The organism is bacterium (assembly GCA_013360195.1).
GTDB lineage: Bacteria > Electryoneota > RPQS01 > RPQS01 > RPQS01 > JABWCQ01.
In genome coordinates, this window is record JABWCQ010000007.1 from 67,418 (window position 1) to 93,761 (window position 26,344).

General features: G+C 49.6%; 20 protein-coding genes. 7 read left to right on the forward strand and 13 right to left on the reverse strand.

The window, feature by feature from the left end; genetic code table 11:
- The first annotated feature begins 83 nt into the window (after nt 1-83).
- Genes HUU59_06790 through HUU59_06805 form a run of 4 tightly spaced genes read left to right on the forward strand, consistent with a single transcriptional unit; the run spans nt 84 to nt 3,504 of the window.
- Nucleotides 84-944: a glycosyltransferase family 9 protein gene (locus tag HUU59_06790; protein ID NUO19134.1), complete on the forward strand. Its 861-nt coding sequence runs from the start codon at nt 84-86 to the stop codon at nt 942-944.
- A gap of 1 nt (nt 945) precedes the next feature.
- Nucleotides 946-2,211, forward strand: coding sequence for a hypothetical protein (locus HUU59_06795; GenBank protein ID NUO19135.1), 1,266 nt, complete (start codon nt 946-948; stop codon nt 2,209-2,211).
- Entirely contained in the window at nt 2,198-2,812 is a 615-nt protein-coding gene (locus HUU59_06800; protein NUO19136.1) for an ABC transporter ATP-binding protein, read from the forward strand. Before HUU59_06795 ends, HUU59_06800 begins: the two co-directional genes overlap by 14 nt.
- 20 nt (nt 2,813-2,832) lie before the next feature.
- Nucleotides 2,833-3,504, forward strand: coding sequence for an energy-coupling factor ABC transporter ATP-binding protein (locus HUU59_06805; protein NUO19137.1), 672 nt, complete (start codon nt 2,833-2,835; stop codon nt 3,502-3,504).
- A 43-nt stretch (nt 3,505-3,547) separates the two neighbouring features.
- Here HUU59_06805 and HUU59_06810 read toward each other — a convergent pair whose 3' ends face one another.
- The 6 genes from HUU59_06810 to HUU59_06835 all read right to left on the reverse strand — a co-directional run bounded on the left by HUU59_06810 (nt 3,548) and on the right by HUU59_06835 (nt 10,114).
- A complete protein-coding gene (locus HUU59_06810) occupies nt 3,548-5,416 on the reverse strand; it encodes an oligopeptide transporter, OPT family (protein ID NUO19138.1) in 1,869 nt (622 codons plus the stop codon).
- A 12-nt stretch (nt 5,417-5,428) separates the two neighbouring features.
- Nucleotides 5,429-6,292, reverse strand: a complete 864-nt coding sequence (locus tag HUU59_06815; protein ID NUO19139.1) for a glycosyltransferase — start codon at nt 6,290-6,292, stop codon at nt 5,429-5,431.
- Entirely contained in the window at nt 6,289-7,179 is an 891-nt protein-coding gene (locus HUU59_06820) for a glycosyltransferase family 9 protein (GenBank protein NUO19140.1), read from the reverse strand. The genes HUU59_06815 and HUU59_06820 overlap by 4 nt, the downstream gene beginning before the upstream one ends.
- Before the next feature lie 73 nt (nt 7,180-7,252).
- Complete coding sequence (locus HUU59_06825; GenBank protein ID NUO19141.1) at nt 7,253-8,236, reverse strand: glycosyltransferase family 9 protein; 984 nt, start codon at nt 8,234-8,236, stop codon at nt 7,253-7,255.
- Nucleotides 8,211-8,993, reverse strand: a complete 783-nt coding sequence (locus HUU59_06830; protein NUO19142.1) for a glycosyltransferase family 2 protein — start codon at nt 8,991-8,993, stop codon at nt 8,211-8,213. Before HUU59_06830 ends, HUU59_06825 begins: the two co-directional genes overlap by 26 nt.
- A complete protein-coding gene (locus HUU59_06835) occupies nt 8,990-10,114 on the reverse strand; it encodes a glycosyltransferase family 4 protein (protein ID NUO19143.1) in 1,125 nt (374 codons plus the stop codon). The genes HUU59_06830 and HUU59_06835 overlap by 4 nt, the downstream gene beginning before the upstream one ends.
- Nucleotides 10,115-10,202: 88 nt before the next feature.
- Here HUU59_06835 and HUU59_06840 point away from each other — a divergent pair, with 88 nt between their 5' ends.
- Together HUU59_06840 and HUU59_06845 are read left to right on the forward strand one after the other, a co-directional pair.
- Nucleotides 10,203-11,699, forward strand: coding sequence for a bifunctional metallophosphatase/5'-nucleotidase (locus HUU59_06840; GenBank protein NUO19144.1), 1,497 nt, complete (start codon nt 10,203-10,205; stop codon nt 11,697-11,699).
- Complete coding sequence (locus tag HUU59_06845) at nt 11,696-12,127, forward strand: arsenate reductase ArsC (protein ID NUO19145.1); 432 nt, start codon at nt 11,696-11,698, stop codon at nt 12,125-12,127. The genes HUU59_06840 and HUU59_06845 overlap by 4 nt, the downstream gene beginning before the upstream one ends.
- Here HUU59_06845 and dusB read toward each other — a convergent pair.
- The 7 genes from dusB to HUU59_06880 all read right to left on the reverse strand — a co-directional run bounded on the left by dusB (nt 12,124) and on the right by HUU59_06880 (nt 22,993).
- The gene (dusB, locus tag HUU59_06850; GenBank protein ID NUO19146.1) at nt 12,124-13,167 is read right to left on the reverse strand and encodes a tRNA dihydrouridine synthase DusB; all 1,044 of its coding nucleotides are present in this window, start codon (nt 13,165-13,167) and stop codon (nt 12,124-12,126) included. The two genes, HUU59_06845 and dusB, sit on opposite strands and share 4 nt — an antisense overlap.
- 16 nt (nt 13,168-13,183) lie before the next feature.
- The gene (locus HUU59_06855) at nt 13,184-13,984 is read right to left on the reverse strand and encodes a methyltransferase domain-containing protein (protein NUO19147.1); all 801 of its coding nucleotides are present in this window, start codon (nt 13,982-13,984) and stop codon (nt 13,184-13,186) included.
- Nucleotides 13,985-14,472: 488 nt separating this feature from the next.
- Nucleotides 14,473-17,148 (reverse strand): hypothetical protein, encoded by a 2,676-nt coding sequence (locus tag HUU59_06860; protein ID NUO19148.1) that lies wholly within the window; start codon nt 17,146-17,148, stop codon nt 14,473-14,475.
- Nucleotides 17,149-17,236: 88 nt separating this feature from the next.
- On the reverse strand, nt 17,237-19,990 hold the full coding sequence (locus HUU59_06865; GenBank protein NUO19149.1) for a response regulator: 2,754 nt from the start codon (nt 19,988-19,990) through the stop codon (nt 17,237-17,239).
- Complete coding sequence (locus HUU59_06870; GenBank protein NUO19150.1) at nt 19,987-20,712, reverse strand: hypothetical protein; 726 nt, start codon at nt 20,710-20,712, stop codon at nt 19,987-19,989. The genes HUU59_06865 and HUU59_06870 overlap by 4 nt, the downstream gene beginning before the upstream one ends.
- A gap of 99 nt (nt 20,713-20,811) precedes the next feature.
- Nucleotides 20,812-22,476 carry a methylmalonyl-CoA mutase gene (locus HUU59_06875; protein ID NUO19151.1) on the reverse strand — a complete coding sequence of 555 codons (1,665 nt, stop codon included), beginning with the start codon at nt 22,474-22,476 and terminating at the stop codon, nt 20,812-20,814.
- A gap of 58 nt (nt 22,477-22,534) precedes the next feature.
- Nucleotides 22,535-22,993 (reverse strand): hypothetical protein, encoded by a 459-nt coding sequence (locus HUU59_06880; protein NUO19152.1) that lies wholly within the window; start codon nt 22,991-22,993, stop codon nt 22,535-22,537.
- A gap of 496 nt (nt 22,994-23,489) precedes the next feature.
- Between HUU59_06880 and HUU59_06885 the strand changes: the two genes are divergently transcribed.
- Complete coding sequence (locus tag HUU59_06885; GenBank protein NUO19153.1) at nt 23,490-26,336, forward strand: hypothetical protein; 2,847 nt, start codon at nt 23,490-23,492, stop codon at nt 26,334-26,336.
- Nucleotides 26,337-26,344 lie beyond the last annotated feature (8 nt).

A 26,344-nucleotide genomic window follows, 5' to 3' on the forward strand; every position in this document is an offset into this window, starting at 1 on the left:
CTTCATTGGGAGACGTTCTGTTGTGTGCCCCTGCGATACGTTCACTTCGAACAAGATTTCCCCAGGCGACCCTTGACTTTCTCGTGGCCTCCGAATTTGCCGACGCTGCGCGGCTGATTCCAGGAATTGACAACATTATCGAGTTCGACAAACGAGACGGATGGCGCGGCATACTTAAGCTGCGCCGTTTGTTTTTTCGCAAGTATGATTTGATCTGCGACTTTCAAAACAGTCCGCGCAGCGCATTTCTGCGAACATTCACCTTCCCCATGATGTGGACAAAAGCCAAGCGGTACCGACTTCGACGATGGCTGCTGATTCGCTTCAAACTGAATCTTTACCGTGCATCCGTACCTGTGCCGCTGCGCTATCTGAATTCGCTTGCCGTGCTTGGCGCTGTCGACGATCAAAGAGGACTCGGTCTGCGTGTGCCGGAAGCCCAGAAGAAGGATTCCACGACGAATACGATCATGTTGTGCCCGGGCTCAAAGCACGCGACCAAGCGCTGGCCGATTGAGCACTGGTCTGAACTCGCACGCGCCCTGCAATTCGCAGGTTTCGAAATCGTTGTCTGTGGCACACAGGACGAAGCCGAGTTGTGCAGGGCTGTCGCTCCAAGTGCTCGTCAGTTGATTAGCGCAGGGCTGTCGGAAATAGCACAGGAAATGCAGTCAGCCGCGGCAGTCGTCTGTAATGACTCTGGCTTGATGCACCTCGCGACAGGGGTTGGGGCCCGTGTCATCGCGTTGTTTGGGCCAACCGTGGAGCAATTCGGATTCTTTCCTTTTCGAGGACAAAGTGAAGTGATTCAAACTGACTTGAATTGCCGGCCCTGCTCGGCTTTCGGAGGCAGCAAGTGTCCGTTGGGACATCACAACTGCATGAACCACATTACTCCCGAAGCGGTGAAGGCCGCAACCCTCGAATTCTCGCAAAGGCAATGACGTGTTAGCCAAGTTCACGGCAAAGTTGTTATACAATGTCATCGGTTATCCGTTGCTCTTTGCCGGTGCCCATGCGGCCGCCCTTTTCTCGCGCAAGTTGCGGATTGGAATTTCCGGAAGACGTCGGGTAGTCCGGCATGCATTGCAATTCCGTCATTCACAACCAAACGCCCGATTGGTCTTGTTTCACTGTGCCTCGGCAGGCGAACTCGAAGGAGTCAAACCGTTGGCCGCCGCATGTCGTCAACAAGGCTACTTACCGTGCGTAAGCTACTTTTCTCCTTCAGCCGAAACCAGCCTTAAGCCAGGGGAATTCGAATTTGCAGACTACAGCCCATTCGATTCCGCTCGCGCTGTCTCAAGATTCCTTGGTGCATTGAGGCCGGAAGTGATACTTATCAGCAAACACGACGTCTGGCCAAATCTGGTTTGGCAAGCAAAGAGATTGAAGATACCGATTTGGCTTATTAACGGGAATTTTCACGCCGCCTCAACAAAGTCCATTCCAGGTGTCATTCAGTTCCACAGGTGCGTTTACTCTGACCTGACGGGTATTTTGACTGTATCTGATGACGACGCCAAGCGGGCAAGACGCTTCGCCGGGGAACGCGAAACTGTTCTGGCCGTAGGTGACTCCCGCTTTGACCGGGTTTTGGCCAGAGCTAAGAACTCCAAGTCTCCATATCCGGAGTTTGAAAAGGAACTGCTTGCACGCACGTTCTTAGTCGCAGGAAGTACACATGACGCGGATGTCGGACTCCTCGTTTCGGCTTTAGGCGGAATGCGTGACAAATGCCCTAATCTACAGCTAATCATTGTTCCGCATGATCCCTCTGACGATGAGTTTCAAAGGATAAAGGGCCATGCAGAACGTTCGGGATTCGATTGCAAGGAAATCGGGACTGACTCGTTAGGTGCGGACATCATAGTGATGAATCGCTCAGGTATACTTGCGGACATCTACAGGTATGGCAAACTTGCGTTTGTCGGAGGCGGGTTTGACCGCGGCGTTCACAGCGTGCTTGAACCGATGGCTCATGGTCTGCGGGTAATTACGGGGCCTCGAATTGAAGTGTCACGAGAAGCGAATGAAGCTTTGGAAGAAGGCATTTTAAGAGTTGTTTTCGACGCGGCGGGACTGGAGCAAGCTTTTGCGGATTTTTACTCGACCCATGTTGACACCAACCCAAAGGAATTTGTCCGACAACGCTCAGGCGTCGTTGATCGGGTGATGAAGCTGGTCTTGCCGCAAAATGCCATTGCTTAGTTTGAAAGATGTCTATGCCGGATACGCGGACGGACCGGATGTTCTAAAAGGTGTTTCACTTTCTCTTGAAAACGGAGAATGTGTTGCAATAGTCGGTGTGAACGGAAGTGGGAAGTCAACGTTACTGCGTGTAATTGCCGGGCTGTGCAAGCCAAGAAAAGGAATCGTCACTTATACCGGGAAGTCAAATCCCGCCTTTCTTCTTCAGAATCCGAAGCAACAGATGTTGTGCGGAACGGTGCGTGAAGAAATTGAGTATTCAATGGTGATGAATTATCCCGACGAGCCTGATTTGGACGGCAGAGTACACGCACAATTAATGCGATTTGGACTTCAAGATCGTGCGGATTTGCCGCCTGCATCACTTTCTGGCGGCCAACAGCAGAAGCTTGCACTTGCAGCTCTACTGTGCAGGGAACCTGAACTTCTTCTCCTGGATGAGCCAGACAGCTTTCTTGACGGCAGGTCACGATCCGAGTTCAGGTCATTTCTATTCAGCAACTTTCGGGCTGGCATTGTTTGGATTGTATCACGCATAAATGAGCTGCCTCCAAATGCTCGTGGCCTGCGGCTGCAATCAGGAACACTTGTGGAGGTCTGAGCTCCAACGGAGAAGACAGGATGACAGAAGTCATTTCGTGTTGTGAATTGGTCTACACACACGGCGGGCGATCCGGTGCAATTCAAGGTGTAAGTGCGCGCTTTTTCAGAGGCACGGTTAACTACATTGTCGGACCGTCAGGTGCTGGAAAGACGACTCTCGCTCTGCTCTTTGCGGGTGTATTTACACCCGAATCCGGCAATGTCAGGAGACCCCAATTCGAATTACCCGGCCTCGTACTTCAATTTCCTGAGGAACTCTTTCTAACCGATTCCGTTGAAGAAGAGCTTGCGCTGATTCCAGACAGCGAAGCCGAAGGCGTTGTGCTTGAAGCGCTTAATGAACTTGGTCTCCCTTTTTCTGACATTTTCAATCAGCGGCTCAAAAGTCTGTCATTCGGTCAGAAACGGCTGTTCGCGGCCGCCTTGCAAACTGCGCTGTCGGCCTCGGTAATGATATTCGATGAGCCGACGCTCGGTCTCGACGAAAGAAATCTTAGCGTGATTTCAAATTGGATAAAATCGCGATGTGACAATGACATGTGCGCAATTGTTGTTACACACGATCTTGACTTGATGAAACAGCTTCCGGGAACTGTAATTGCATTAGATCGAGGGAAGATTGTCTGGAGCGGGGAGACACGAGAACTCCTCAGAAGCAAAGACATTCTGAATCTGACTAATCTTAACTAAACAGGCCCGAACTTACGGGCCTGATTTTCGTGGAACTTTGAAGCTATTTTGCTGATCGCCAGAGCATATACACCAATGTACCGTACGCGAGTGCCGTAATCGGCAGTTCGGCCATCCCGAGTATTCCGGCAAATGCACTTATCGATATCCCGGCAGTTGCAACGAGCGCAAGGCCAATTCCTATCAATGCTTCTCCCGCAATCAAGCCGGAACTGAATAGCACACCGCCGTCTTCGGATTCCGAAACACCACTTGAACGGAAGTGCTTCACAAGGGCTCCAGCCATCACACCTACCGACAATCCGACGGGCAGATACAATCCAACCGCAAACGCGAGGGAATTCACTGCAAACAACTCAACAATTGCGGCGATGAACATGCCAAAGAATATTAGGCTCCACTGAAGCTCCCCATGCATAACCCCCTCGATTAAAATGGCCATGAGATTGGCCTGAGGCGCTTGCAGAGGCTTGGGATGTGTCGCATCCGCCACAAATCCATAGGTAGAGCCGAGTAGATGCACGACCCAACCTACAACTACCAATCCGCCAAGCAAGCCGATAAATTCCGCAATCTGTTGTTTAGCCGGAGTCGCGCCCAAGAGAAAGCCGGTTTTCAAGTCCTGCGACATATCGCCCGCGCAGCAAATTGCAACACAGACAATCGCACCAACGAGCAGTGCGGCAGTCATGCCTTCTACCCCGCCGATTCCGAGAGCCGTAAAGAGAAGTGTAGTGCCGAGTAGAGTTGCAATTGTCATTCCGCTTACCGGATTAGAAGAGGAACCGACAATTCCCACAATACGCGACGCTACCATGACAAAAATGAAACCAAAGACCGCGACAAGAATAATGGCGATGGGTACATGCGGGACGAGCAGCCATGACGCAAGTGATACCAGCACGGTGCCTATCAGAACAGCTCGCGGCGGAAGGTCCCTATCTGTGCGTTTATTGCCTTCAATTGACCGTGAGTTGCCGCGTAATCTTGACAAAGATCTTACCAAAGACGGAGTTGCCTTCAGCAGACTCAGGATTCCACCCATCGTTACTGCGCCTGCACCGATATAACGGACATAATCGGATCGTATGGACTCGCTATCCAGTGTCGAAATGAGCTCGGTTGCAGGGAAGATCGGTACGACAGAGCTTGAGCCAAAAAACGCAATTATTGGGACGAGCACCACTGAACTTAAGAGTCCTCCCGCGAGCATGATCGCAGATACGCGAAGCCCAATAATGTATCCAACACCGACCAAGGCAGGAATTGCATCAATGCCAATATATGATTTCTGCGGAGTCTTGAAGAAAACGCTTGCGGACTCGCGAAGAACAGCGGCTCCTGTCAACAATTTGTAGCCGGCCCCAACTATTAGTCCCCAGAATACCTTTTTTGCATGGTCCCCGCCTTTTTCACCGGCAATGAGGACTTCTGCACATGCAGTTCCTTCCGGGTACGGAAGAGTTTCATGCTCGTCTCGAATCAGCATTCGTCGAAGCGGGATCATCATAAGAATTCCAAGTGCACCACCAATCAGGGCAATATAGGCGATGGTCCATGCACTTGGTATCTCCACATTTCTACCGGTTTGATTCCAAATGAACAGCGCGGGAATCGTAAAAATGATTCCTGCTGCCATTGATTCTCCGGCGGAGGCAGTAGTTTGAACGATATTGTTTTCAAGAATAGTACCGTTTCGAAACATACGCCGCAGTATGAACATCGACATTACGGCCGCAGGAATGGAAGCACTTACTGTCATTCCAATATACAATCCCAGATACGCATTTGCTGCCGTAAATACGATGCCAAGCACGACACCGAGTACAAGCGCACGTATTGTAGACTCGGCCATATTGGTCCCCGAGCTTACATATGGACGGAATTCCCTAATTGACATTTTATCATCCATTTATTTGGGCTTTCATCCTCGTGAGCTTGAATATAAACAGGACGCGATTGCTCTTGTTCTGGCAAGATCACCAACAACGATTGATTGCAAGAAATGCCAGGATACACCAATTGGCAACAGGATTCGGTGAATTCCACTTGCATGTCGCAAAGAGAATCTGATTCTGCTGCGCCATGTGTAATATCGAATCTGAGCCGATGAACTAGACGATTTTATTGCGCCATCTTGCCTATGCATCACCTTGCATGATTCGAGGTAGATAATCCGGTGTCCCGTGTTTGCCGCGCGAATCGAAAGATCGACATCTTCCCAATAAAACGGCGCAAAATATGCGTCGAATCCATTCAGTTGAGTGAAGATCTCGCGATTGAAAACCGCATGCCCGCCAACGGCATACGCCGTCATCGCGACTCCAATTCCTGTCCAATTCTGGTCTGAAGGATTATGAAAGATTTTTGCTATTCCGAAGCGCCAGGAGAGCCTTTTTGCCCCTTCGCGAAATGCGCCATGCTCGTCAATTGATCGGAAAGCAACTGCAAACAACTTGTTGTCATCCAGCATTGGCAACAAGTAGGTGCTAAAATCCTCGACAAGTTCTACATCATCGTTTAGGAGCAGTACCCACTTTGAAGCGCATTCTCGAACTGCGGTATTTGCTGCACATGCAAATCCGGTGTTTGATTGGTTTTCAATCCAATTTACTTGAGGATAACACGACGCAAGAACTGAGGCAACAGAACCGTCCCCGCTGTCGTCCACCACAGTTGTTGCTTCAAGGAGGCACTTGTTGACTCGTTCAATGGATTCCAAGCAGCGCTTCAGTCTTGTGACACTCTTGTAGGCGGGTATGGCAATTCCAATCTCCGGCTTCATCATGCTCTTTTCAACGCTATGTTGACTTGACGAATCAGATCCAGATCCGCGGAAGCAGGTGTCACAGGGATGATTTTCAGTCCGTCGAATTGCGGCCGCCACTTCTTGATGTCATTCCTGAACTTCTCATCACCATTGAAGAAGGCAACTCCGTTCTTTCCGAGTGCGGCTGCAATATGCATGGGGCCGCTATTTGTGCCAATAAACAATGACGAGAAGTACATGACTGCCATCGTGCGTCGCAAAGGCAAATTACATGCAACCAAACTATTTGGCACCATAGATGCAAGAGAAGTCGCATCCCGTTGCTCGCTGTCACCTGATCCTATGAGCACAGAGTATCCATCATGATTAAGTTCTTTCAGGACCGATGCACGTGCACTGAGCGACAGAAATGCAGCACCACTTGTAACTCCACCAAAGTGCGCAACTGAAAACTCGCGGACAATGCCTTGTTCATTCAGCCATTTTCTTGCTTCAGATAATTCAGTTTCCGTCAAGTGCAACTCAGATCGTACTTCACTGCATTCTGTGATACCGAGCAGGGAAAGCAGCTGTATGTTCTGAGTATATACATGCACGTCTTCACGATATGGCAATGAATGAGTCAGGAAGGGAGCACTTCCATCTGTTCTGAATCCGCAGCGGAATCGTGCACCACTCAGCAATCCAATAATCCCGTTGCGCCTAAATCGCTTCAGTTGTACGATGCAATCCGGCCGCCACTTCCTTACTGAATGAATGATTGAGAAGTATGCGACCATTCCGGCTGAGCCGCCTTGCTTATCGTATATGAAAGCGTCGTCGATGAAGGGGCAGTGTCTAAGAAGTTCGTATCCAAGCGTACTTACTACAATACCAATCCGTGAGGATGGGAAATGTGATCTCACGCATCTGAGTGCTGGAATCGCTGCAATCGTATTTCCTATCGAACCGCTTCGAAGAAAAAGGATTCGCTTGAAGTCACGCATTTGAGGACAATACGACGTGAATGGCATCCATTACGTCTGACACTTCCGGAGTGACACCCCTTCCTCCGACACCCAGATGACGGTTTGAATTCGGCGGAGTCCAATATTCCCAAGGGTCATTCTGAAAAATGCCAACAGTCGGCGTACCAACCGCCGTTGCCAAATGCTTGGGGCCTCCGTCGTTTCCGACAAACAAAATGCACTTTTGGAGAAAAGCGCCAAATTCACCCAGGTCTGTGAACAACGTAATTGCGTTACGTTCAATACGTGCATAATCGCAGAATTGGGCAATGTCGTCGTATTCACTGACTGCTCCCACCAAAGCGATCCTATATCCACTACGAATCGTATGCACAACTTGTTTAAACTTTTCCATAGGCCACTTCTTGTAATCCCGCCGGCTTGTCACGTATATCGAAACAATTCCTTCGTCTCGTGAAACCAATGATTTCATAATTCGTTCGGCATTTTCGATACTCTCTTCATCCAAACGAAAGTCAGGCATGCAGTCAACACTTCCCGCACCAAGGGATTCCGCCAGGCGAAGTTTATGAATCGCAGAATATTCAGGCCTAACTATGTCTTGAACGCTTACAGCCCGTGTATAGGCAAATCTGCGCCATGACTTCGCTATTCCCACGCGCACTGTTGCTCCGGAAATGAGTGAGGCAAGTGATGTTCGAGGGTCAGAGAGAAAGTCCACCGTGGCTACGGACGACCGGACATTGCTTCGAATTGCCTGCACAAGCTCTTTGATACCCGGTGAACCAGAAACAACCGTTACATCGTCAACATAGTCAAGGTGCTCAAACACTCTGCTGACATGCCGTTCACAGATGACCTGAACAGTTGATTTTGGGAAACTTTGTTTCAGGCTTCGAAGCGCTGGAGTTGCAAGAAGACTGTCGCCAAGGCGTCGGAAGAGAAGTGCGGCTAATTTTCCGCCATCATCAAGTTGTTGTTCTCTTCTCGCCATTGCTCATCGTTCTACAACGCTCTTCAAGAAATGCGTATTTCAGAAATGTATAATGAAACTGGCCGTTGGCAATAACTAGTCCTAGAAAGCCATCACGAAAACCCTGCTGAATGATAAAGCTTTTCACCCATGCCCACGCGGGCCGAAACACAAGATCATACCAGCGGGGCCTTCGCCCGTTCTGGAACATAGCCACACTTGCCGCGCGTGCTGAAGATACGTTCTTACGAATGTGTTCGTCGATGGACCGATACGTGAAATGGTAGAGATCCCCCTTTAATCTGCGCTTTACTCCACCTCTGAATTGTATAATCACATGAGGCTCTGCGCCAGCCCAAACGGCCTTGCCGTTCCGAAACAGAAATGTCCGCCACTGTGGATACCACCCGGAGAAGTTAATCTTCTGGCCCGAGTAGACGCCGTGTCTGTTGATATCAAATCCATCGCACTCTGATTCACGTTCAAATGCTTCAATGATGCTACCACGCAGCTCCGGCGATACGACTTCATCAGCGTCAATGCAGAGTATCCAAGGCTCCGTCGCGTGTTCCATGGCGAAGTTCTTTTGCGGTCCGTATCCCTGCCAAGCACGCGTCAAGACAGTTGCACCAGCCTTTTCGGCGACGTGTATTGTTCCATCAGTGGAACCCGAATCAACTACAACAATTTGAGAACAGAAGTCCGCTGCGTCAAGGCACCTTTTAAGATTCTCTTCCTCGTTAAACGTAACGATAACAAGTGAAATCGGAAGTTTCATGCAGAGTTCCTGAGTGCAATAACACGTTTATAATGTTCAATCGTGTTTTCTACCATGCTTTCAAGCGTGAACTCCCGTTCTAGAAGGGCTCTGCCGGCGTCGCCCAATTTGCGACGCAAAACTGAATTCGCAATTGCCTCTCTTAACGCGTGAGCCATTCCCTCAATGTTATTCACAGGGACATTCCATCCATTCACACCGTCACGTACAACTTCACTGAGAATGTTCACGTCAGTAGAAATGATTGGTTTAGAATAGGCCATGTATTCCAGTGCCACCCGGCAAACAGCTTCGCTGCGAATCGATGTTATGATACCGACGTCAATCTCAGAGAGAAGCGGCCGAACATCTTCAAGCCGCGGTAAAAAGTGCAAGCACTCAATGGTGCCCTTTTGTATTGCAAGGTTTCGCAGATCGGCGGCAGTTCTCTCTTTGCTGTCATCACCAGTCAATAGGACTGCAATTTGACTTCGCTCATGTGGAGTCAGACGTGCAAGTGCGGAGATAGCCAGCTCCTGACCCTTTTCCGGACTCATTCGCGCAATTATTGCGGCGAAAGTGCATTCACTGTTTATTCCCAATGCACTGCGATAGCCGCCAGCGGCGACCGGCGGGAACATCTCAAGGTCAAGGCCGGGATGAATAACTTCTTGGAAAACTCCCGTGAGATCAAATGCCTTCAGGTATCTTGGCAGACTGGATGACGTCGAGTAGATGATCCCATGAGTTAGTTTTTCGTGTAACAGCTTGTTGGCAATATGCCGTTTTGGTGACCGGGGCTCGGCTACAGTTCTTACAATTGGTAAACGACCATGCGAGGCAATTGCAAGAAGTGCATGGCCGGGCGGGCAATGCGGGTTCAGAATATCGGGTCCAAACGATCGTATCGCAGAACTAAGCTTCGATATTGATCTGCATATCTCGACTGGATTTGGACTGTGAAAATCATGCTCGGACGATCCGGGAATATCGTGCTTTGCCGACCACTCAGCAAGTGGCGACCCTCGCTGTGACGACAGATACACTTCATGTCCCGCCTTTTTCAGCCCACGCGCCAGGTGAAGTGTATACCATGCCATTGCGCTGGCAAATCGCACGTGGCAGGTCAAAAGTACACGCATACTACTCCGTCAATCTTGAAGTCCACCCCGTGCATCTTGAAAATCTCACGCGACCTGCTTATATTGGCGCTGAACAATCGGAGCATCCATGATGTACACATTGGCCCTTTTACTGCCTCTTTTCATAGGCTGTATGGCACAAAGCCGACAATTGACTATACTTCACACAAATGACATTCATGGACAATTTCTTCCTTCAAAGGCTATGTGGAGGGCTGACAGCGCTCTTGTTGGAGGATTTGCAGCACTCTCAGGTGCGCTTGATAGCGTCCGGTTAATCGATGAGTCCTGCATCTATCTGGACGCAGGTGACTTAATGACCGGTAATCCAATCTGCAATATTGTTGCGGATGGAGTTGAGGGTGGAGCACTTCTTAAGCTCCTTCAATTGTGCGACTGCGACGCAGCCGCCGTTGGAAACCACGAGTTTGATTTGGGACCCGAACATGCCAAGAAATTCTTATCGAACGGAGAACTGAAGTGGCTTTGCGGAAATGTTGTGGAGAAGAGCTCCGGCGCGTCGATCTGCGATCCTTACGTAATCCTTGAGGAGAACGGCCTCAAAGTCGGTGTAATTGGATTGTTACTGACAGATCTTAAGAGTGTCGTCGCAAGCCATGCCGTCGAACCATTTGAAGTTCAGCCAATTGAACAACGGGCGCAAGTGCTTATCGATGAGATTGATCCAATCACTGATGTCATAATACTACTCACTCACAACGGGTTTGAGCAAGACAAAGTTCTTGCAAGATCTGTTACTGGTGCAGACATTATCGTCGGTGGTCACAGTCACACCAGGCTTTCAAATCCCCAAGTAGAAAACGGCATTATAATCGTGCAGGCGGGATCACACTTGAAACACCTCGGAGTCTTGAAAATCCGTGTTGCCAAGGATGAAATCGTAGAGCATGAAGGTGATTTGATTGAACTGGAGTCAAACCGATATACACCGGATGCAAGTGTTTCTCTCTTGTGCAATGAGTATCGCCAAGAAATTGAACTTGTGTATGGTGAAATCATAGCGAACGCCAGCGAGACACTTACTCGAGCATACTCATCTACAAGTTCCCTGGGGAACTTGCTGTGTGACTTACTGAGAAAACACTATAACTGCGATTTCGCCGTCATTAATTCCGGTGGAATTCGAAAGGACCTTGCACGAGGTCCCATACGAAAGCTTGACGTCGTTGAAATGTTACCGTTTTTCAATACGATCACGCTCTTTGAAGCAAGCGGCAAAGATTTGGCCACAATGATTAACAAACAGGCCGTAAGCTTTCTGGACAAAGACTCTGAGGTGCTCCAAGTGTCAGGTATTGCAGCCGAAGTTACCGGCGAATCATCTGAGAGCTTTAGTGTCAACTGCTTTGTCGATGGTTCGGAGCTTGATTCTTCGAGGACTTATCGCGGCGTTTCCATTGACTATGTCCTGGTTTCGCAGCCTGAAAAGTACCTGGGATTTACGCCGGATAATCTGGAAAACACCGGACTCCTTTTCAGTGATTTTGTAACACAGGAACTTCAGAAGTCGACCGGGCCAATAGCACCTGATCATCAGCCAAGGATATACCACGCAAACAAATGAAACAGAAACCAAAAGTACTTGTGATCTGCACCGGAAATTCCATGCGCAGCCAAATGGCCGAAGGTATTCTACGTCACCACCTTGGCGACAGAATAGACGTGTATTCTGCAGGAACACATCCGAGCTTTGTTCACTCGAGAACTCTTGAGGCGCTTACGAACGCTGGCATCGACACGACGGGATTGAGGTCAAAGAGCATCAATGAGTTCATTGGTGAAGAAATTGATCTCGTTATTACAGTGTGTGACAGCGCAAGGTCGAACTGCCCCACTCTTCCGGGTGCAATCAAGGTCGTCCACAAACCGTACTGGGATCCGTATCACATGGCGCCGAGTGACGACCCTGTTGCCATTTTCGCCGAACTTCGGGACAAGATGACTGAAGAATTAGTGGAATTGGTTCGGCAGGAGTTTGGGTTTGTAGATTAACTCCAGGTCGGAGCGTCATCGAGGACGTTTTCCGGACGCGCAAAAGGCAAGTCAGGAATTCCGGCCACAAAGTCGCGCATCTCCTGTTTGACCAACTCCGGTGATTCGTGTTTCATCGCCCGCGTCTTAAATCGTGTGCTCCCGGGCAAACCTTTGAAGTATCTTAGTAGATGCTTTCTGAATTCAAGGGCTGCACGACGCGGATGTTCATAGAATTCAACCAGCCACTCAAGGTGCCGTTCGGCTGTTTCGAGCCTCTCGCTTGGAGTCGGAGGCGGACAAGCGGTCCCGTATTTATAGAAGTGCTCCACTTCGCGAAAGATAAACGGGTAACCCATCGCACTTCGGCCAATCATTACAGCATCACATGAAGTAAGGTCAATAAGCCGTTGAACATCTTCCGCATTTCGCACATCCCCATTTCCGACCACGGGTATTTTCACGGATTGTTTCACTTCTCCAATCCATTCCCAGTGAGCCCGTCCTTGAAAAAACTCACTTCGCGTTCGCGCATGAACCGTCACCCATGCGGCTCCAACGTCTTCAACTGCCCGCGCTACTTCGACAGCATTGAGCGATCGATGGTCCCATCCTGAGCGCATTTTCACCGACACGGGAATGTCAACGGCTTTGACTGCTGCCTCAACTATTCGGGCGAGCAGACCCACGTCCTTCAGAAGCGCGGCGCCGCCTTGATTAAGAATGATCTTCTTAACGGGACAGCCAAAGTTTAAATCAAGACCGTCAGGATTCAAATCGCGAAACAGTTTGGCCGCGTCCGCGGCTTGTTCCGGCGAAGTCGCGAAGTACTGAATGATGTATGGTCTTTCTTCCTCATGAAAACCCGCCATTTTGCGGGTTTTTACGTTTTTTCGGCGCGCACCTTCGCCGGACAGCATTTCGGAGAACACCATGCTGGCACCTTGTCTGCGCGAAATCCTGCGCATAGCCGTGTCTGTCCAGCCCGCCAAGGGCGCGAGGACCACTGGACTCTTCAGCGTGAATGGCCCTAAGCGGGTATTCGTTGCGGAGTGAATCATGTCTTCTGTCAAGAGCCTAATTGGCTTTTGGTTTGATCGCACTCGCAATCAGTTCCATTGAGAACCATTGTATCGGCTGTGGCGGCAGGTACCAGGCACCATACGTTTCAACATTCGTAAAACCCGATTCCTGAAGTATACGGCGGATTTCCGGTACGGTGTAGCATCGAACGCCGTTCTGCTCCGGATTGTCTCCTTCGGTAATGATGGTCCCGTCAGGGCACGCAAGCTCCCATGATCCACCAAGCCGGCAAGTCTCTTCGTCAAACTCCGCTCGATGCACGAGAATGCCTTCATCGCATTCCAGCCATTCCGGGCCAAGGTGATTGGAGAGACCATACGGATGCTGTCCCGTCAACAGCACCTTTCCCCCCGGTTTCAACGCGCTGAAAATATGCTTAAGCGTCTGGATATTTTCGGAGTCAGAGCCGAAGCCGAAGCTCATGCCAAGAACGACAACATGATCAAAGAGCTGATTGACTTTGAAGGTCCGCATGTCAGCAACTTCAAAGGTGCCCTGAAGACCCCGTGCTTCAAAACTCTTTTCAGCATGTCGCACGAGCACAGGCGTGATATCAATCCCGTGTACTATCGCCCCTTTTTCAGCAAAGTACCTGGCTTGATAGCCCGCTCCGCAGGCAAGATCAAGCACGCGATGCCCTTTTCGAATTCCGAGGACTTTCCAGCAGAATTCGACGACCTGTTGGCTCTTGAAATCGGCAGCGTCGTCATTTCCTACAAGTCGAATTCTCCAAAACTCCGCCCAGAATTCGTCCCACGTCTTCTCTACTCTTTTGAATTGCTTTCTATTCAACAATTATAACGCCTCATCATCACGTCAGTCATTTCGTCTAAGAATCTTTATTGAGTTTGTTCTTACCCACGGCAGTAGGGTTTCAAAAGGAAACTCCTTCGTAACTGTGTAATCTGTTTGTTGACCAAAAATCGAGCTACACTTGCTCTCAAGAACACTAGTAACTCATGCCGTTTCTCTTCTGTTTCTTGTTTTGGAATTAAGCAACCGCAAGAGTTGTGGGCAGCATTTCAACACAAGTCAATTCTGTACTGCCACACCTCAGAACCTGACCACGAGGTGTTCGGCCTTCGGCAGGCATAAGGTGAGCGGCGATTCGAGACTTGGAGAATTGTGATTCCAATAACAGTGCGACAAAAACGCACGTGGGGGTCGCTAATCAGAAAGATAAGTCTTTAGTACAGTAGAATCAAGAGGAAAGATGTGGGATGAAAGACTTCCGGGTCATGCAACGAAAAAGAGGTTATGGCAGGCGAAAAAGAAACGCAGAACTATTTCTTAAATCTTGCATAAACAATTAAATACTTGGGATCAAGTTGGTCGTACAACTGGGGGTCAAGGAAGAACTCAGTTTGGATTCCCGGGACGACGGAAACCAATGACTGGCGCTTCTGGTCATAACCGGCGTCACGGCACCAGTGAATCTCGTAGCTGGAAGCATCTTTCACGTGGTCCCACTCTATCATAGAGCCAGAGACTCTTGGCAAAATACCGCCCGAATACTCCCTGTCTTCAAACTGATCATTTCCACCTGCCGGGGGCAGTGCAGCGCTGAAGACTCGCAGAGGCGCGTCCGGTGGGTGGAGACGCACCTGATTCCTGTGATCGGTAGCCCGGAAATAGTACTCAATGGAAGTCGCATTTGCGGGTGGAACAACCTGTAACCGGTAGCGATTCGAGCCAAGTGACGTTGGCGTCACCGTCGCCCAATTGCCCCCCGGAAGAAAGCGATAAGTTACAGACTTGGCCGTCAAGCTTGGGACTTGATTAATGCGGAATGAATCCGCCCACGCTTCAAATACAAGACTTACTGTGTCTGGTCTGGCACTGTACTCGACCGGTGAGTGAATAAAGAATGGTCCGAAGTTCCAGCCGAGACAGGAGAAATCCAGCAGCTTATTGGTGACCGAAATATCCCAATCATAGAATTGAAAGCCTGTGCAGTTGGGAGCCTTCCTGGCAGATATTGCACCATTCACCGCTTCGGAGAAATTTTCACTTCCATAGTATGCCATTACCGCCGAGTGCCCGTTGGCATTGAAATAGGCGAAACTCGAGTCGAGATTCGTGCTGTAATCACTCATGGCCATGATCTCGATTTCCGGCATGAGTTGCTGCAGCGCTCCAACCGTCCATGGTGAAGTCTCTACTGGATGACATCGATTGTCATCTACCCAGATATCGAACGCATCACCGTATATGCGAATGGGAGCGTCCGGGCGGCGCGCGTTTATGATCTCTGCCAGCTCATTGCAATGCCACCCACACAACTGTCCCGGGGACAAGCCGCGACTCAGGCACAGTGGATCGTAGCCGGCCAACGTAACTTCATTGATGTGAATCTTGAATCCGTCCGGCGCCAGCGCGGAATCCAGAACTGCTATTTGTCGCTGGTAATACTCCAATGGCTCTAATTTACTAAAACACACTGTTTCCCGGCCATCCTGAAATATGATTGCCGTGTAGTAGTTCACAGTCACACTGTTACCCTGCGTAAGCTGACCGCCGGCTATTCTCGATATTCTTGGCAGTACGATATAGTCATCTGTCGGCGGTGAATTCAGGTCCGCCACAGAATAGTCAACCCCTTCCCTCATCAGGATGTTACCCGGCTGTTTGTACACTTCCAGCGGCGTGTCATCCCGTCTTAGCATGTTTCTCAATCCCAATGGCTCGACCACAATGTCATCAATCCAAAGGGTTCCTGAACTGTAGACATCAGGACCTATCCAAAGTGAGACTGTGTCCTCATTGAAGATCGAGAAGTCCATTTCGATTTGAGTCCAGTTAGCCGTTGGAGTCAATGAGATTCGGCGATTCTCAAAGTGATTGTTGACAGGTTCATCGCCAAGTACGAGTAATCTCAGCTTTCCGCTGAAATTCTGCGTTTTAACCCAGAGTTTAAGGTTGAACAGCCTGTGTCTTCCAAGGTACAGCCGTTGATGGACCGTTCGGTCAAGATCGTACCCCGGGTCCAGGTTTGCCCAACGCAACGATGAAGAGCCTGAGTGCCGTTGAGTGTTGTCCCTTGAAATTGTTGCGTAGCTCGAGGCTGGATACATTGTCCAGCTACTTGGAACGTTCGCGCTCCAGCTCTCAAAGCCGCCGTTCGCGACATTGATACCGTACGAATTCGTTGTCAGGTAGGTAGCACCGACAGTCATTGCCTCATTGCGGATCGGAACTCCTTCCTGCCAGCTTAGATCAAGCACCCGCAGGGCGGTGCGGTCCACGCCGAATGTCAAGAACTGTCCCCGTCGATCAATCTTGCTCCTGATCGCACGCGCGCTGGCCATGGCAAAATCACTCCGAATCGGATGACCGCCATCGGGATCGTTCCATTCAATCTCATCCATCTTGTAATTGTACGCCATGTTGGTAAGTGAATCCACGTAGTCCAATTGCGACTGAATACGAACGGATGAGTTGATAGTGCACACTCGCTTTGCAAAGTCTGGCCAATCGCGAATGTATGCGCGGTCTATCGTAAACACACCATTTACCGGCGCTATCAGTTTCATGAGACTCATCAGACCCCATTGCAGACCAAGTTGGTCGGAACCGGCAAGATAAATTATGCTGTCGTCGACCAGAACCTGATACTCTTCTTCGTTTCCAATCTGACCTAACCCAGGAATCTGCGATGCCGCCAGGGAATCCATTAAATCGGGGAACCTGGTCGGAGTGCCTACCCACAAAGACACCTGGCCCTGCTGCCATTCAGAATAGGGCACGACGATTGGCGGAATCCCCATAAGTGCCGTCAACTGGGCCAAGCATTCATCCCTGACAACTGCCTCGCTTGGCAATGGATTATCCGGAATCGTCAGTACTAAAGCGCCATCGATGACCAGCGGGGCAATAGAGAGAAGACCCATTTGCTGTGGTCGCGGCTTTATGTTGTGTAATCCGGCTTGCCCAAGTGCAACGCACATGAGGAGGGCCATTGCGATTCTTAGACTTCGATTCGGCATGTTTGTCAGTAGAGAACCATTTCCTTGTTGTTGTTTATCCTACGGATTTCCGTTCAATATGTCAAGCGGTGCGAACCGGATTTGAGATACTCTTTACTCTGCTTCGTGACCGCGGATCGCAAAGCGAGTTAAGCACTTGCCGAATCTGATCGGGTGCAAAAGGTTTCGTTACAAACGCATCCATACCGGCTTGAAGGCATTCCTCGCGGTCGCTGGCCAAGGCATTTGCCGTCAATGCAATAATGGGTACATCCGAGTTCTCCGGTAAATTCCTGATCTCACGTGCAGCGCTTAGTCCGTCCTGGACTGGCATCTGGATATCCATCAGGATGGCGTCAAATCCGTGCAATACCTGCAAGTCTACGGCTTGTTTCCCATTATCTGCAACAGTAACCTCGCACCCCATTCTCTCGAGCACTTTAACGGCGAGTTTCTGATTAAACGGATTGTCTTCAGCAACTAGAAGTCGGAGACCAAGGTCCTCAGACTGGAGAGGCGAAGCTTCGCCTGCCAATTCGGTGTTTCCGGGTGTTGTCCGAAGCGCAGATTGCAGGACCGACGTCCTGTTCGGCACCTCCAACGTAAGTGCAAATAGAGGACTGTTGTCATTCTGCAACATTTGCCGTTTTGATCTGTTAGCAAGCACGACGATCCGTGATTTTCGAGTATCAGGATGCCTTTGCAATGAATCAGAGAAAGCAATAACGTCAGATAAAGGCAACCCATCGCCGATAAGAACAGATCGTTGTCCATTGCATGTAACGACGTGCTCAAAGGCGGATCGCCAGTCGCCAATCAAAGTACAGCCACTACCAACAAGTGAAATTAGTGAATCTGCAAAGAGTGAACGTGGCTCAACAATTACCCAGTCCGTCGGATTTAGGCCACCTTCTCTGTTCTCGTCACTGTGGCGGCCCTCTATGGGAATGTCCAAGGCGAAAATGCTTCCTTCATTCGGCACACTTGTGACTCGAATGCTGCCGCCCATAAGCTCCGCAAGACTCTTCGAAATCGACAGTCCCAATCCTGTTCCACCAAATCTTCTTGATGTCGAGGAATCGGCCTGCGTGAAGTTTTCGAAAATTACCTCGAGACGGTCATGTGAAATGCCAATGCCAGTATCAATGACCTCGAAGGTAAGGTTGTGCATTACTTCATCCCGGGCAGAGCCAACGACTCTAACAAACACGTGTCCGCGACTCGTGAATTTAAGCGCATTGCCTATGAGGTTTGAGAGTATTTGTCTTAGTCGGGTCGGGTCACCTTTCACAATATCAGGGACGCTTGCTGTTACGTCACAGCCAATGTCTATCTGTTTTGCGGAGGATTGAAGTGAGAACAACATCACGACACTTTCGACCAAGTCACGAATATCGAACTCGACACTCTCGAGAGTCATTTGCTTGGCTTCGATTTTAGACAAGTCAAGTATGTCATTTATCAGGTGCAGAAGCGAGTCCGCACAGTCCTGAACCGCCTTTGCATATTCTTGCTGCTCAACGGAAAGCGGACGATCCATCAGGAGCCTGGTGAATCCAACAATGCCGTTCATCGGAGTACGGATTTCATGTGACATGTTGGCGAGAAAACTGCTCTTGGCGACGTTGGCAGCTTCCGCCTCTTTTGCAAGTGTGTTCGCACGGACGATTGCGCTCTCGAGTTGCTTGTTCATTACCTCAAGCTCGTGATTGGTGCGAGTAATCTGCTCTTGCTGGTCACGACGCTCGGTAATATCCACAAATCCACATAACACCGCAGGATGGGCCTGCCAGAGGATTTCCTTGGTTGTGAGACTGCACCATTGATTTACTTTTCCGCGCCTTCGAACAGGAATTTCCCAATTCTCAGTCGATCCTCCTGTTCGAATCTTTTTCTCAAGGAGAAATCTGTCACCAGGATCCGACAGGAGTTCCCAGACAGCAGCGCAGTTCGGATCATCTGTATCCGTTTCGAAGTACTCTTGAAAGTTTCTACTCGTGTAGAGAAGTTCACCTGTCCATTCGTCAACAACACAAATTGCAATCGGAGCTGCTTCAATAATCGTGCGATTTCGGCCTTCGCTTTCCTCAAGTGCGCGGAGCATATAGTTTAGCGATCCCGAGAGTTCTCCAATCTCATCACTTGACTCAACTAATGAAATCGCCTTTTGATTGCCAGCGGCCCTCTGGTTCATGGCATACTGGACGCTTGAAATCGGCTTCAAAATGTGGTGGCTAATCATCGTGTAGGCAACAATAAGCAAAATTGCCATTGCGCCAGCCATGAAGAGTAGCATTCGTGCCGAATCTTCAAATACGGTACGGCGAATACTGTTCGAGTCAAGAATGACAAGTATCTTGCTTGAACTTGATTCTACGGAATCGACTTGTTCAATCGACTTCACAAATCCAAAGTACCTGCCGCCTAAATACTCCAATTTGGACACTTCGCCTTCCAAACCGTTTGAAGCAGAGAAACCGCAATTCTGTAGCCGCTTCAGCGAAGTGACATTCTTTCCAATGTCTGAGTTCTTTGTTGAAGCGAGTACGGTGAACGACTTGTCCTTGAATACAAGAATATCGACAATGTCCCTCTCCACACCAAGCGACTTGACAGCCCGTGCCAAGTGTTCTTCGCTCGCTGTTTGTGAAGTCGCTCGAACTGCCGTGTATACCAGGTCCGCACGTGAATGCAGCTGACTGATTAGCTGTTTTTCGAAGAGCTTCTGAATACCGAGCGTCATTGACGTCGCTACAATCACCCCCACAACAAAGAGAGGCGTACCGATCTTTAGCGTTACCGACGAATTGAATCGTCTCAAGAGCCCTTGGATCATCGCGCTTTTTCTCCAGTGGGCATAGCAAGCACTTCACGTTCGATTTCACGACTTTCCATAGGCACACCCGATGTTAAGTAGAGCCTGCCTTGCCATTTTGCGTTGAGCGCACAGAATGGCCCGTTTGATGAGAGCAATGAGTCCTGATGGACGATTCCATAGAATTCCCAATTCTTCAAATCGCTTGCGACTTCTTCTGCGGATCGTCTCTCAAATCCTGATATGACCAGTGCTTGAGCATTCATCTCGCCTTTCATGAGCATACGGGAGTGTTCGTATGCCTGCAACACCTTTTGCCACTCATGCCTGCGATGCATCAAGCCCGGCCGGTCACCGATAAGCATTTCCACTTCACGTGCTTGCCATCCTGATTCCTGAGAACTATCCGCACTAAGAACGGAATAACTCACTGGGGCGGAGATCAGCATGACAAGTCCCGCAAGAGCACCGTTAGCCTCCAACACTTCATACTCTGATTGCGGCAGAACTGCTGCGTCGACATTGCCTTCAAGGAATGCCAGTCTGCATTCATCTGCCGAATTCAGTTCTATGAGCTGGACTGCCACATCGTAGCGCTGAAAAAGCTCAGCTTCCTGTGCGCAATAGAAAATAGACGAACCGGGCGATGGCGAAATCGCGATTCGAAGTGCTTGCCGTTCCGGCATGTCACAGCCTGACAATGCGATAGCAAGTGCTATGGCGATATGGATTGCAATATTCATTTCCGCTGAATCATATGCAATTTCGATTCCATTTCAGCAGAACAAAAACAAGAACAGGCCACCTGTTGGTGACCTGTTAATGGTTGTATTTACAAGACTTTAGAAAGTAACTGGTTCTTCGTATTCAGTATAAACTTCCTTCAAAGTATCAACCATTTCACCCAATGTGCAATAAGCGTGTGCACCACTAATCAAATGCGGCATCAAATTCTCACCCTTCTCAGCTGCCAGTTTGATATTGTCAAGGCATTCCTGGACGGCCTTCCCGTCCCTTCTCCGCCGCAACCGGTTCAACTTCTCGATTTGATGACGTCTACAATCATCTTCCGAAATGTCAAGAATAGGAATGTCGATTTGCTCGTCCGCATGCACGTACTTATTCACCCCAACAATCACTCTCTCGCCTTTGTCAAACTCAGACTGATAGACCTGCGCAGCTCGTGCAAGTTCCCGCTGAAAGAAACCACTCTCGATGGCGGAAACGACGCCACCCATTGCTTCGATGCGATCAAAGTAGTGATTTGCCCCTTCTTCCATCTTATCCGTCATCCATTCTACGAAATAGCTTCCGCCCAGTGGATCGATCGGAGCACTTGCCAAAACTTCGTGCTTCAGTACTTGTTGAGTTCTCATCGCAAGAGTAACCGCTTTTTCACTGGGAAGTGCCAACGTCTCATCCATTGAGTTCGTGTGCAGACTCTGCGTCCCGCCAAGAACGGCAGCAAGCGCCTCTGTCGCGGTTCTAATCAAATTCACTTCGGGTTGCTGGGCCTGAAGACTACAGCCGGCAGTTTGCGTATGGAATCGGCACAAAAGAGATCGCTCACTTTTGGCACCATATTTCTCTTTCATTCTCGTTGCCCAAATGCGACGCGCAGCGCGGAACTTTCCGATCTCCTCAAAGAAATCAAGATGAGAATTGAAGAAATGTGATAAGCGGGGAGCAAACTCGTCAACATCAAGTCCGCGTTCAACTGCTGCTTCCACATATGCAAACCCGTCAGCCAACGTGAATGCTAGCTCTTGAACAGCGGTTGATCCTGCCTCACGAATATGGTAGCCAGAAATTGAAACTGGATTGAATTTGGGCATTTCCCTCGTTGCGAATTCAATCGTATCAACTACCAATTTCAGTGACGGCTTTGGCGGATAGATAAACTCTTTTTGTGCAATGTACTCTTTCAGAATGTCATTCTGAAGAGTCCCACCAAGATCAGATCGATTCCACCCTTGATTCTCAGCTGCTGCTATATAGAATGCCCAGATGATAGCTGCCGGAGAGTTGATGGTCATGGAGGTCGTGATCTTTCCCAACGGAATATCTTTGAACAGAATCTCAGCATCTTCCAGAGAGGCAACCGACACCCCACACTTTCCGACTTCCCCTAAGGACCACTCGGAGTCTGGGTCACGACCCATCAGTGTAGGCAGATCAAAGGCAACAGACAGACCGTCACCGCCTTGTTCGAGTATATAACGATACCTCTTGTTAGTCTCTTCTGGAGTCGCAAACCCACTAAATTGCCTCATCGTCCACCATTTTCCTCTGTACATCGAGGCGTGCACACCCCGAGTGTATGGAAATTGTCCCGGAAAACCGAGTTTTTCCATATAGTACTCAGCGTTTGACGGATCTTCTGTCCAGACTAATGGGGGGACTTCGACGCTCGACGTGGTCTTGAACGTCTGGGCAGAAGAGGACTTGTTTCCGAACTCGGTTTCCCATCGGCGGCGAGCTGCGAGAAGTTTTTCAAGTGGTGTCATGGAATTCTCAATTGGTTAACAAGCTGACAATTTACCGAATATCCTCGCTCTTGGCAACTTACCAGATCCAGAAGGTAAGACCAATTCCTCCCTGAAATGCGAATTTTGTGTCTGGGGCAAGCTCGATTCCAGGAGCGACCTCTCCCCAAATATCCACAATTGAGTACGGGAAATGATACCTCAAGCCGAGAGGCACCCTGACACCAAGTGTGTTGTCCTCATGGTCATCGTTAGCCAAGGTCATGTAAACTCCACCCCCATAGAACCACTTCCATTCTCTCGGCATATCCATAAAAAAATCATACATTTGGAAGTCCGCGGACAGAAGAATCCACTCGTCCCATGACCATGCGGCTCCAATGTCCACGGCAGATGACTTGTCCCAGTAAAATTGAGAATTTAAGCCCGTTGGTTCACCGACAAATGGCCCTATCCCGAAGCTACTCCTTTCCTTTGCCTCTGCCCCCGAAAGGCATGCAAACAAGGCTAACAAAGAAAAAGTAATTGTTCTTCGCATGCAAATTGCTCCGCTTTAAACTCGTTTACCGACCTTGCGCACTTGAACATAACTGTTTATATTATAACGTCATAATGGCGTGCTGCGTTCCATCTATGTATTTCATGTTATCCGACCGGTTACATCTTCACGAATAGCGTAATTTCCGCAATTTGATGTCACGATTCAAGTACCACGTATTCGTCTGCGAAAATCGACGTCCTCCCGATGATCCGAAAGGGTGTTGTTCTCTTAAGGGCAGCAACGACATCCTTGAACGACTCAGAGAACTTGTTAAAGTAAACGGTCTGAACTCAAAGATAAGAATAAATAGTTCTGGCTGCTTGTCAAACTGTGCGAGAGGGCCGGCACTAGTCGTTTACCCCGGAGCAATATGGTACAGTCACGTAAACGTCGAAGACGCACAGGACATTTTTGAGAGTCATTTGCAGAACGATGTGCCTCTCGCGCGGCTGCTCGACCCAGTTTTTCATCCGGTCGCATCGAAGGGAGGAATGTGAAATTCGCAATAGTGTTTCTGTTGGGCAACATCCTGTTGGTACTTTGTGAAGCGAATGCCATCGAAAAGCGCCCTTCTCGGCTTACAGAGTCTCCACCAGTAATACGACAGTTACCGGACGCACGACCTGCAATTGCAGTTGTCGAGTCGCGTGATCGCATTGAATTTCCAAGTGATCTTGGTCGCTTGGACGAAGTTCCGTGTATACTTCAATACGGGAGTTATGGACCTTCCCATTCATTAAGTTGGGGTCTTGAAAGCGGAAATTCAATCTACCTAAAGCTTGAAAGCGGCGCTTGTGCGGGATGTACTCCGGAAGAACCAATGCGAGTTGATTCTATCAGTCTCCTGTTTGTTCGTCCGGATGGAAGCGCGGCTGACACAATTGATTTTGATATTCAAGCGGTTTGTCCCGCAGTGTTGCATGACTCCTGCGACGGTCCCGGACCTGTCAGGTCACTCAGGACAGCTTTTGTCGGGTTCGAAGAGGACATTCCTGATGGGAATGAGCAGCTCTTGCAGAAAACAGTTTTGTTCCCAAGCATCCTTTTAGACTCGACAGGTGGATTCATCAAGATAACGAATCTTGGTTTTCGAGGCGAATCTTCAGATTTGTCGATCAGTATTGATGACAGTGACACTCTTGCTATTGAACCGTGCCAAATTCTGGTCGAAGCGGATGACTTGATAGACTGGACTAGTGTTTGGCCTAATTCCGGCGGTCCCAGAATTTCGGCCTACTTTGCCTGTGGTCTCAACGACTCTATCGAGATTCCGCCGTGTGCTGAGTTCTGCACGTTCAGAAGATATACCGGTCCCCCGGCGTACTATGACCCGTTTGCAACTTCAGTGTATCAACTGTTTGATCCTTCCCAGGCTGAGTCACACGTTCGCCCTCAATCCCTTGGTCTCGACCTGTACTTTGAAAACGTCGGCAGTGCTGATGACATCATCTATCTTCGTGTCGTTTTGGCATGTCCGGGGTTCGGTGACATTTGCTGCCCGCCCGGTGAAGCTCTTTGCCAGACACTCGCGAGTGTCAGGCGGGGTACACCGTTTCAAACCGTTCTTGAAGTAGAAGTTCCATTCGTTACTGAGGCCTGCTGTATTGACGAACGATTCTGGCTTGGTGTGATAATTGATTCTGTATCCGGCGGTAGCACGCTGCCGAGCTTCCTATTCTCTTCGATTGAAACCGAAGCCGATCCGCCGCTTGTCTGCGAACAGTGGACTGGATCAGAAGGAAACTTGTCGTCATTCCGCCAAGACAATTCAGCCTGGGCGAACTTGGAACTCTCTGCACTTTGCGGCAGTTGTGGTGAAGTGCCTACCTCGTCTTGTGATACTGAATCCGAGTTATTGGATTGCGAATCTGCCCTGACAGTATCTTGCTCGGAATCCGGAGTTGTGCTGCAAGACCTGTTAATTTTACCAGGCACGGGAAATGTGACAAGATACTGTTGTACGGATCTGCAATTCCCGGGGCGGGAGTTAGTTTGCACAATTCAAGTCCCAAACCAGGGAAATCTATCAGTTCGCGCGATTGAAGACTCTGCAAATCACTTTGCGTTATTCCTGCTCGAGTCATGCGTACCACAGAATTGTGTGGCCTTTGGTATCGACTCATTAGCAGTTTCAGCTCTGACCAATGGGGTGTATTTTGTCGTCGTTGAGAAGCTTGCCGATACGGACAGTCTCGTGACGATTGAGCTTACCTGTATCGCCGACTGCAACGGCATAGTCTGTTTGGAAAATCTTCAGGGCCCGGGACAGATCGGCAACAGATATCTTGATGGTGAGGGAGACGGCGTTGGCAACGTATTCTACCAAAGCTATTATCCCGGCTCCGGTACAACCCAGACAATTTTACGATTCGACGGTCAGTCCTGTGATACGCTATCACCTATCGTCTGGACTTCCGCGGAGAGCTCTCCCAATCGAATGCTTGCCTTCGATCCTCGAAATGGTGGTGAATTCTGGTGCGGAACCACGATCGACTTTTTTAGTGGCATAGGCAAACTATACCGTATTTCCAGCGGTGGCGGAGTCGTACAGTCCTGGACCAGTATACCTGGCCTCCCGATAATGCGTTGGTCTGGAGCCGCCTTCGATCCTAGCCACAATCATATGTGGGTTCTTATCAGAGACTCTTCAAATACGGGATCCTCACGGGCATTTGAATTGGATTTAAGCAATCCGTTTCAGCCAGTAGTAATTCAGGGGCCGCACGCTCTACCGCACCAAAGCTCCAACTTTTCTCTGTCGTGCGCAGGTGCCGACTATGCACATCTTTCAAACAGCCTGCTTGTGGTGCACCAAGGTACTCCGGACGACTTTGTGCAGTGTTATACGGATGCGGACCCCGGCTATTTGGGGCCACGGCCGGGCCCAGGGTTGGTTCCAAGCGCTTGGTGCGCGCCGGACAGTAACAGTTTGCAAGGCTATGCGGTTTCCGCACTTGAGGACTCTAACGGTGGCTCGATGGCAATGATGAACTTTACCGATATTGACTGGGCGCATCCCGTGGTAAAGTATCCGCCACCGTGCCGATTGATACCGCCGCGCTGTATTGCTCCGAACGATCTTACGCTGTTCGCAAATGGCTTCGTCACCACATTGACCTGGACTGCTCATTATCCCGGTACTTACCGAATATACTCATCTCAGGATCCATTAAGCGATGGTGATCCTGACAACGGACTTGACCCGCTGTATTTCCTCGAAGCAACGATTCCACTTCCGGCTGGCGATGCTGAATGGGTTGACTCCGCCCCGACAGTTGATTTCAAAGTCTATTCAATTGTGCTGAGCTGCTCTACTCTTGTTGAACAGCGCGGACAATGAATTCTGAA

Excerpts from the sequence above, each read along its gene's own strand:
- HUU59_06815 (NUO19139.1), bottom strand. The coding sequence starts at position 6,292 with ATGATGAAGCCGGAGATTGGAATTGCCATACCCGCCTACAAGAGTGTC.
- HUU59_06835 (NUO19143.1), bottom strand. The coding sequence starts at position 10,114 with ATGCGTGTACTTTTGACCTGCCACGTGCGATTTGCCAGCGCAATGGCA.
- HUU59_06830 (NUO19142.1), bottom strand. The coding sequence starts at position 8,993 with ATGAAACTTCCGATTTCACTTGTTATCGTTACGTTTAACGAGGAAGAG.
- HUU59_06880 (NUO19152.1), bottom strand. The coding sequence starts at position 22,993 with ATGCGAAGAACAATTACTTTTTCTTTGTTAGCCTTGTTTGCATGCCTT.
- HUU59_06870 (NUO19150.1), bottom strand. The coding sequence starts at position 20,712 with ATGAATATTGCAATCCATATCGCCATAGCACTTGCTATCGCATTGTCA.
- HUU59_06800 (NUO19136.1), top strand. The coding sequence starts at position 2,198 with ATGCCATTGCTTAGTTTGAAAGATGTCTATGCCGGATACGCGGACGGA.
- HUU59_06805 (NUO19137.1), top strand. The coding sequence starts at position 2,833 with ATGACAGAAGTCATTTCGTGTTGTGAATTGGTCTACACACACGGCGGG.
- HUU59_06825 (NUO19141.1), bottom strand. The coding sequence starts at position 8,236 with ATGGCGAGAAGAGAACAACAACTTGATGATGGCGGAAAATTAGCCGCA.
- HUU59_06845 (NUO19145.1), top strand. The coding sequence starts at position 11,696 with ATGAAACAGAAACCAAAAGTACTTGTGATCTGCACCGGAAATTCCATG.
- HUU59_06810 (NUO19138.1), bottom strand. The coding sequence starts at position 5,416 with ATGGATGATAAAATGTCAATTAGGGAATTCCGTCCATATGTAAGCTCG.
- HUU59_06875 (NUO19151.1), bottom strand. The coding sequence starts at position 22,476 with ATGACACCACTTGAAAAACTTCTCGCAGCTCGCCGCCGATGGGAAACC.
- HUU59_06840 (NUO19144.1), top strand. The coding sequence starts at position 10,203 with ATGATGTACACATTGGCCCTTTTACTGCCTCTTTTCATAGGCTGTATG.
- HUU59_06865 (NUO19149.1), bottom strand. The coding sequence starts at position 19,990 with ATGATCCAAGGGCTCTTGAGACGATTCAATTCGTCGGTAACGCTAAAG.
- HUU59_06860 (NUO19148.1), bottom strand. The coding sequence starts at position 17,148 with ATGGCCCTCCTCATGTGCGTTGCACTTGGGCAAGCCGGATTACACAAC.
- dusB (NUO19146.1), bottom strand. The coding sequence starts at position 13,167 with ATGATTCACTCCGCAACGAATACCCGCTTAGGGCCATTCACGCTGAAG.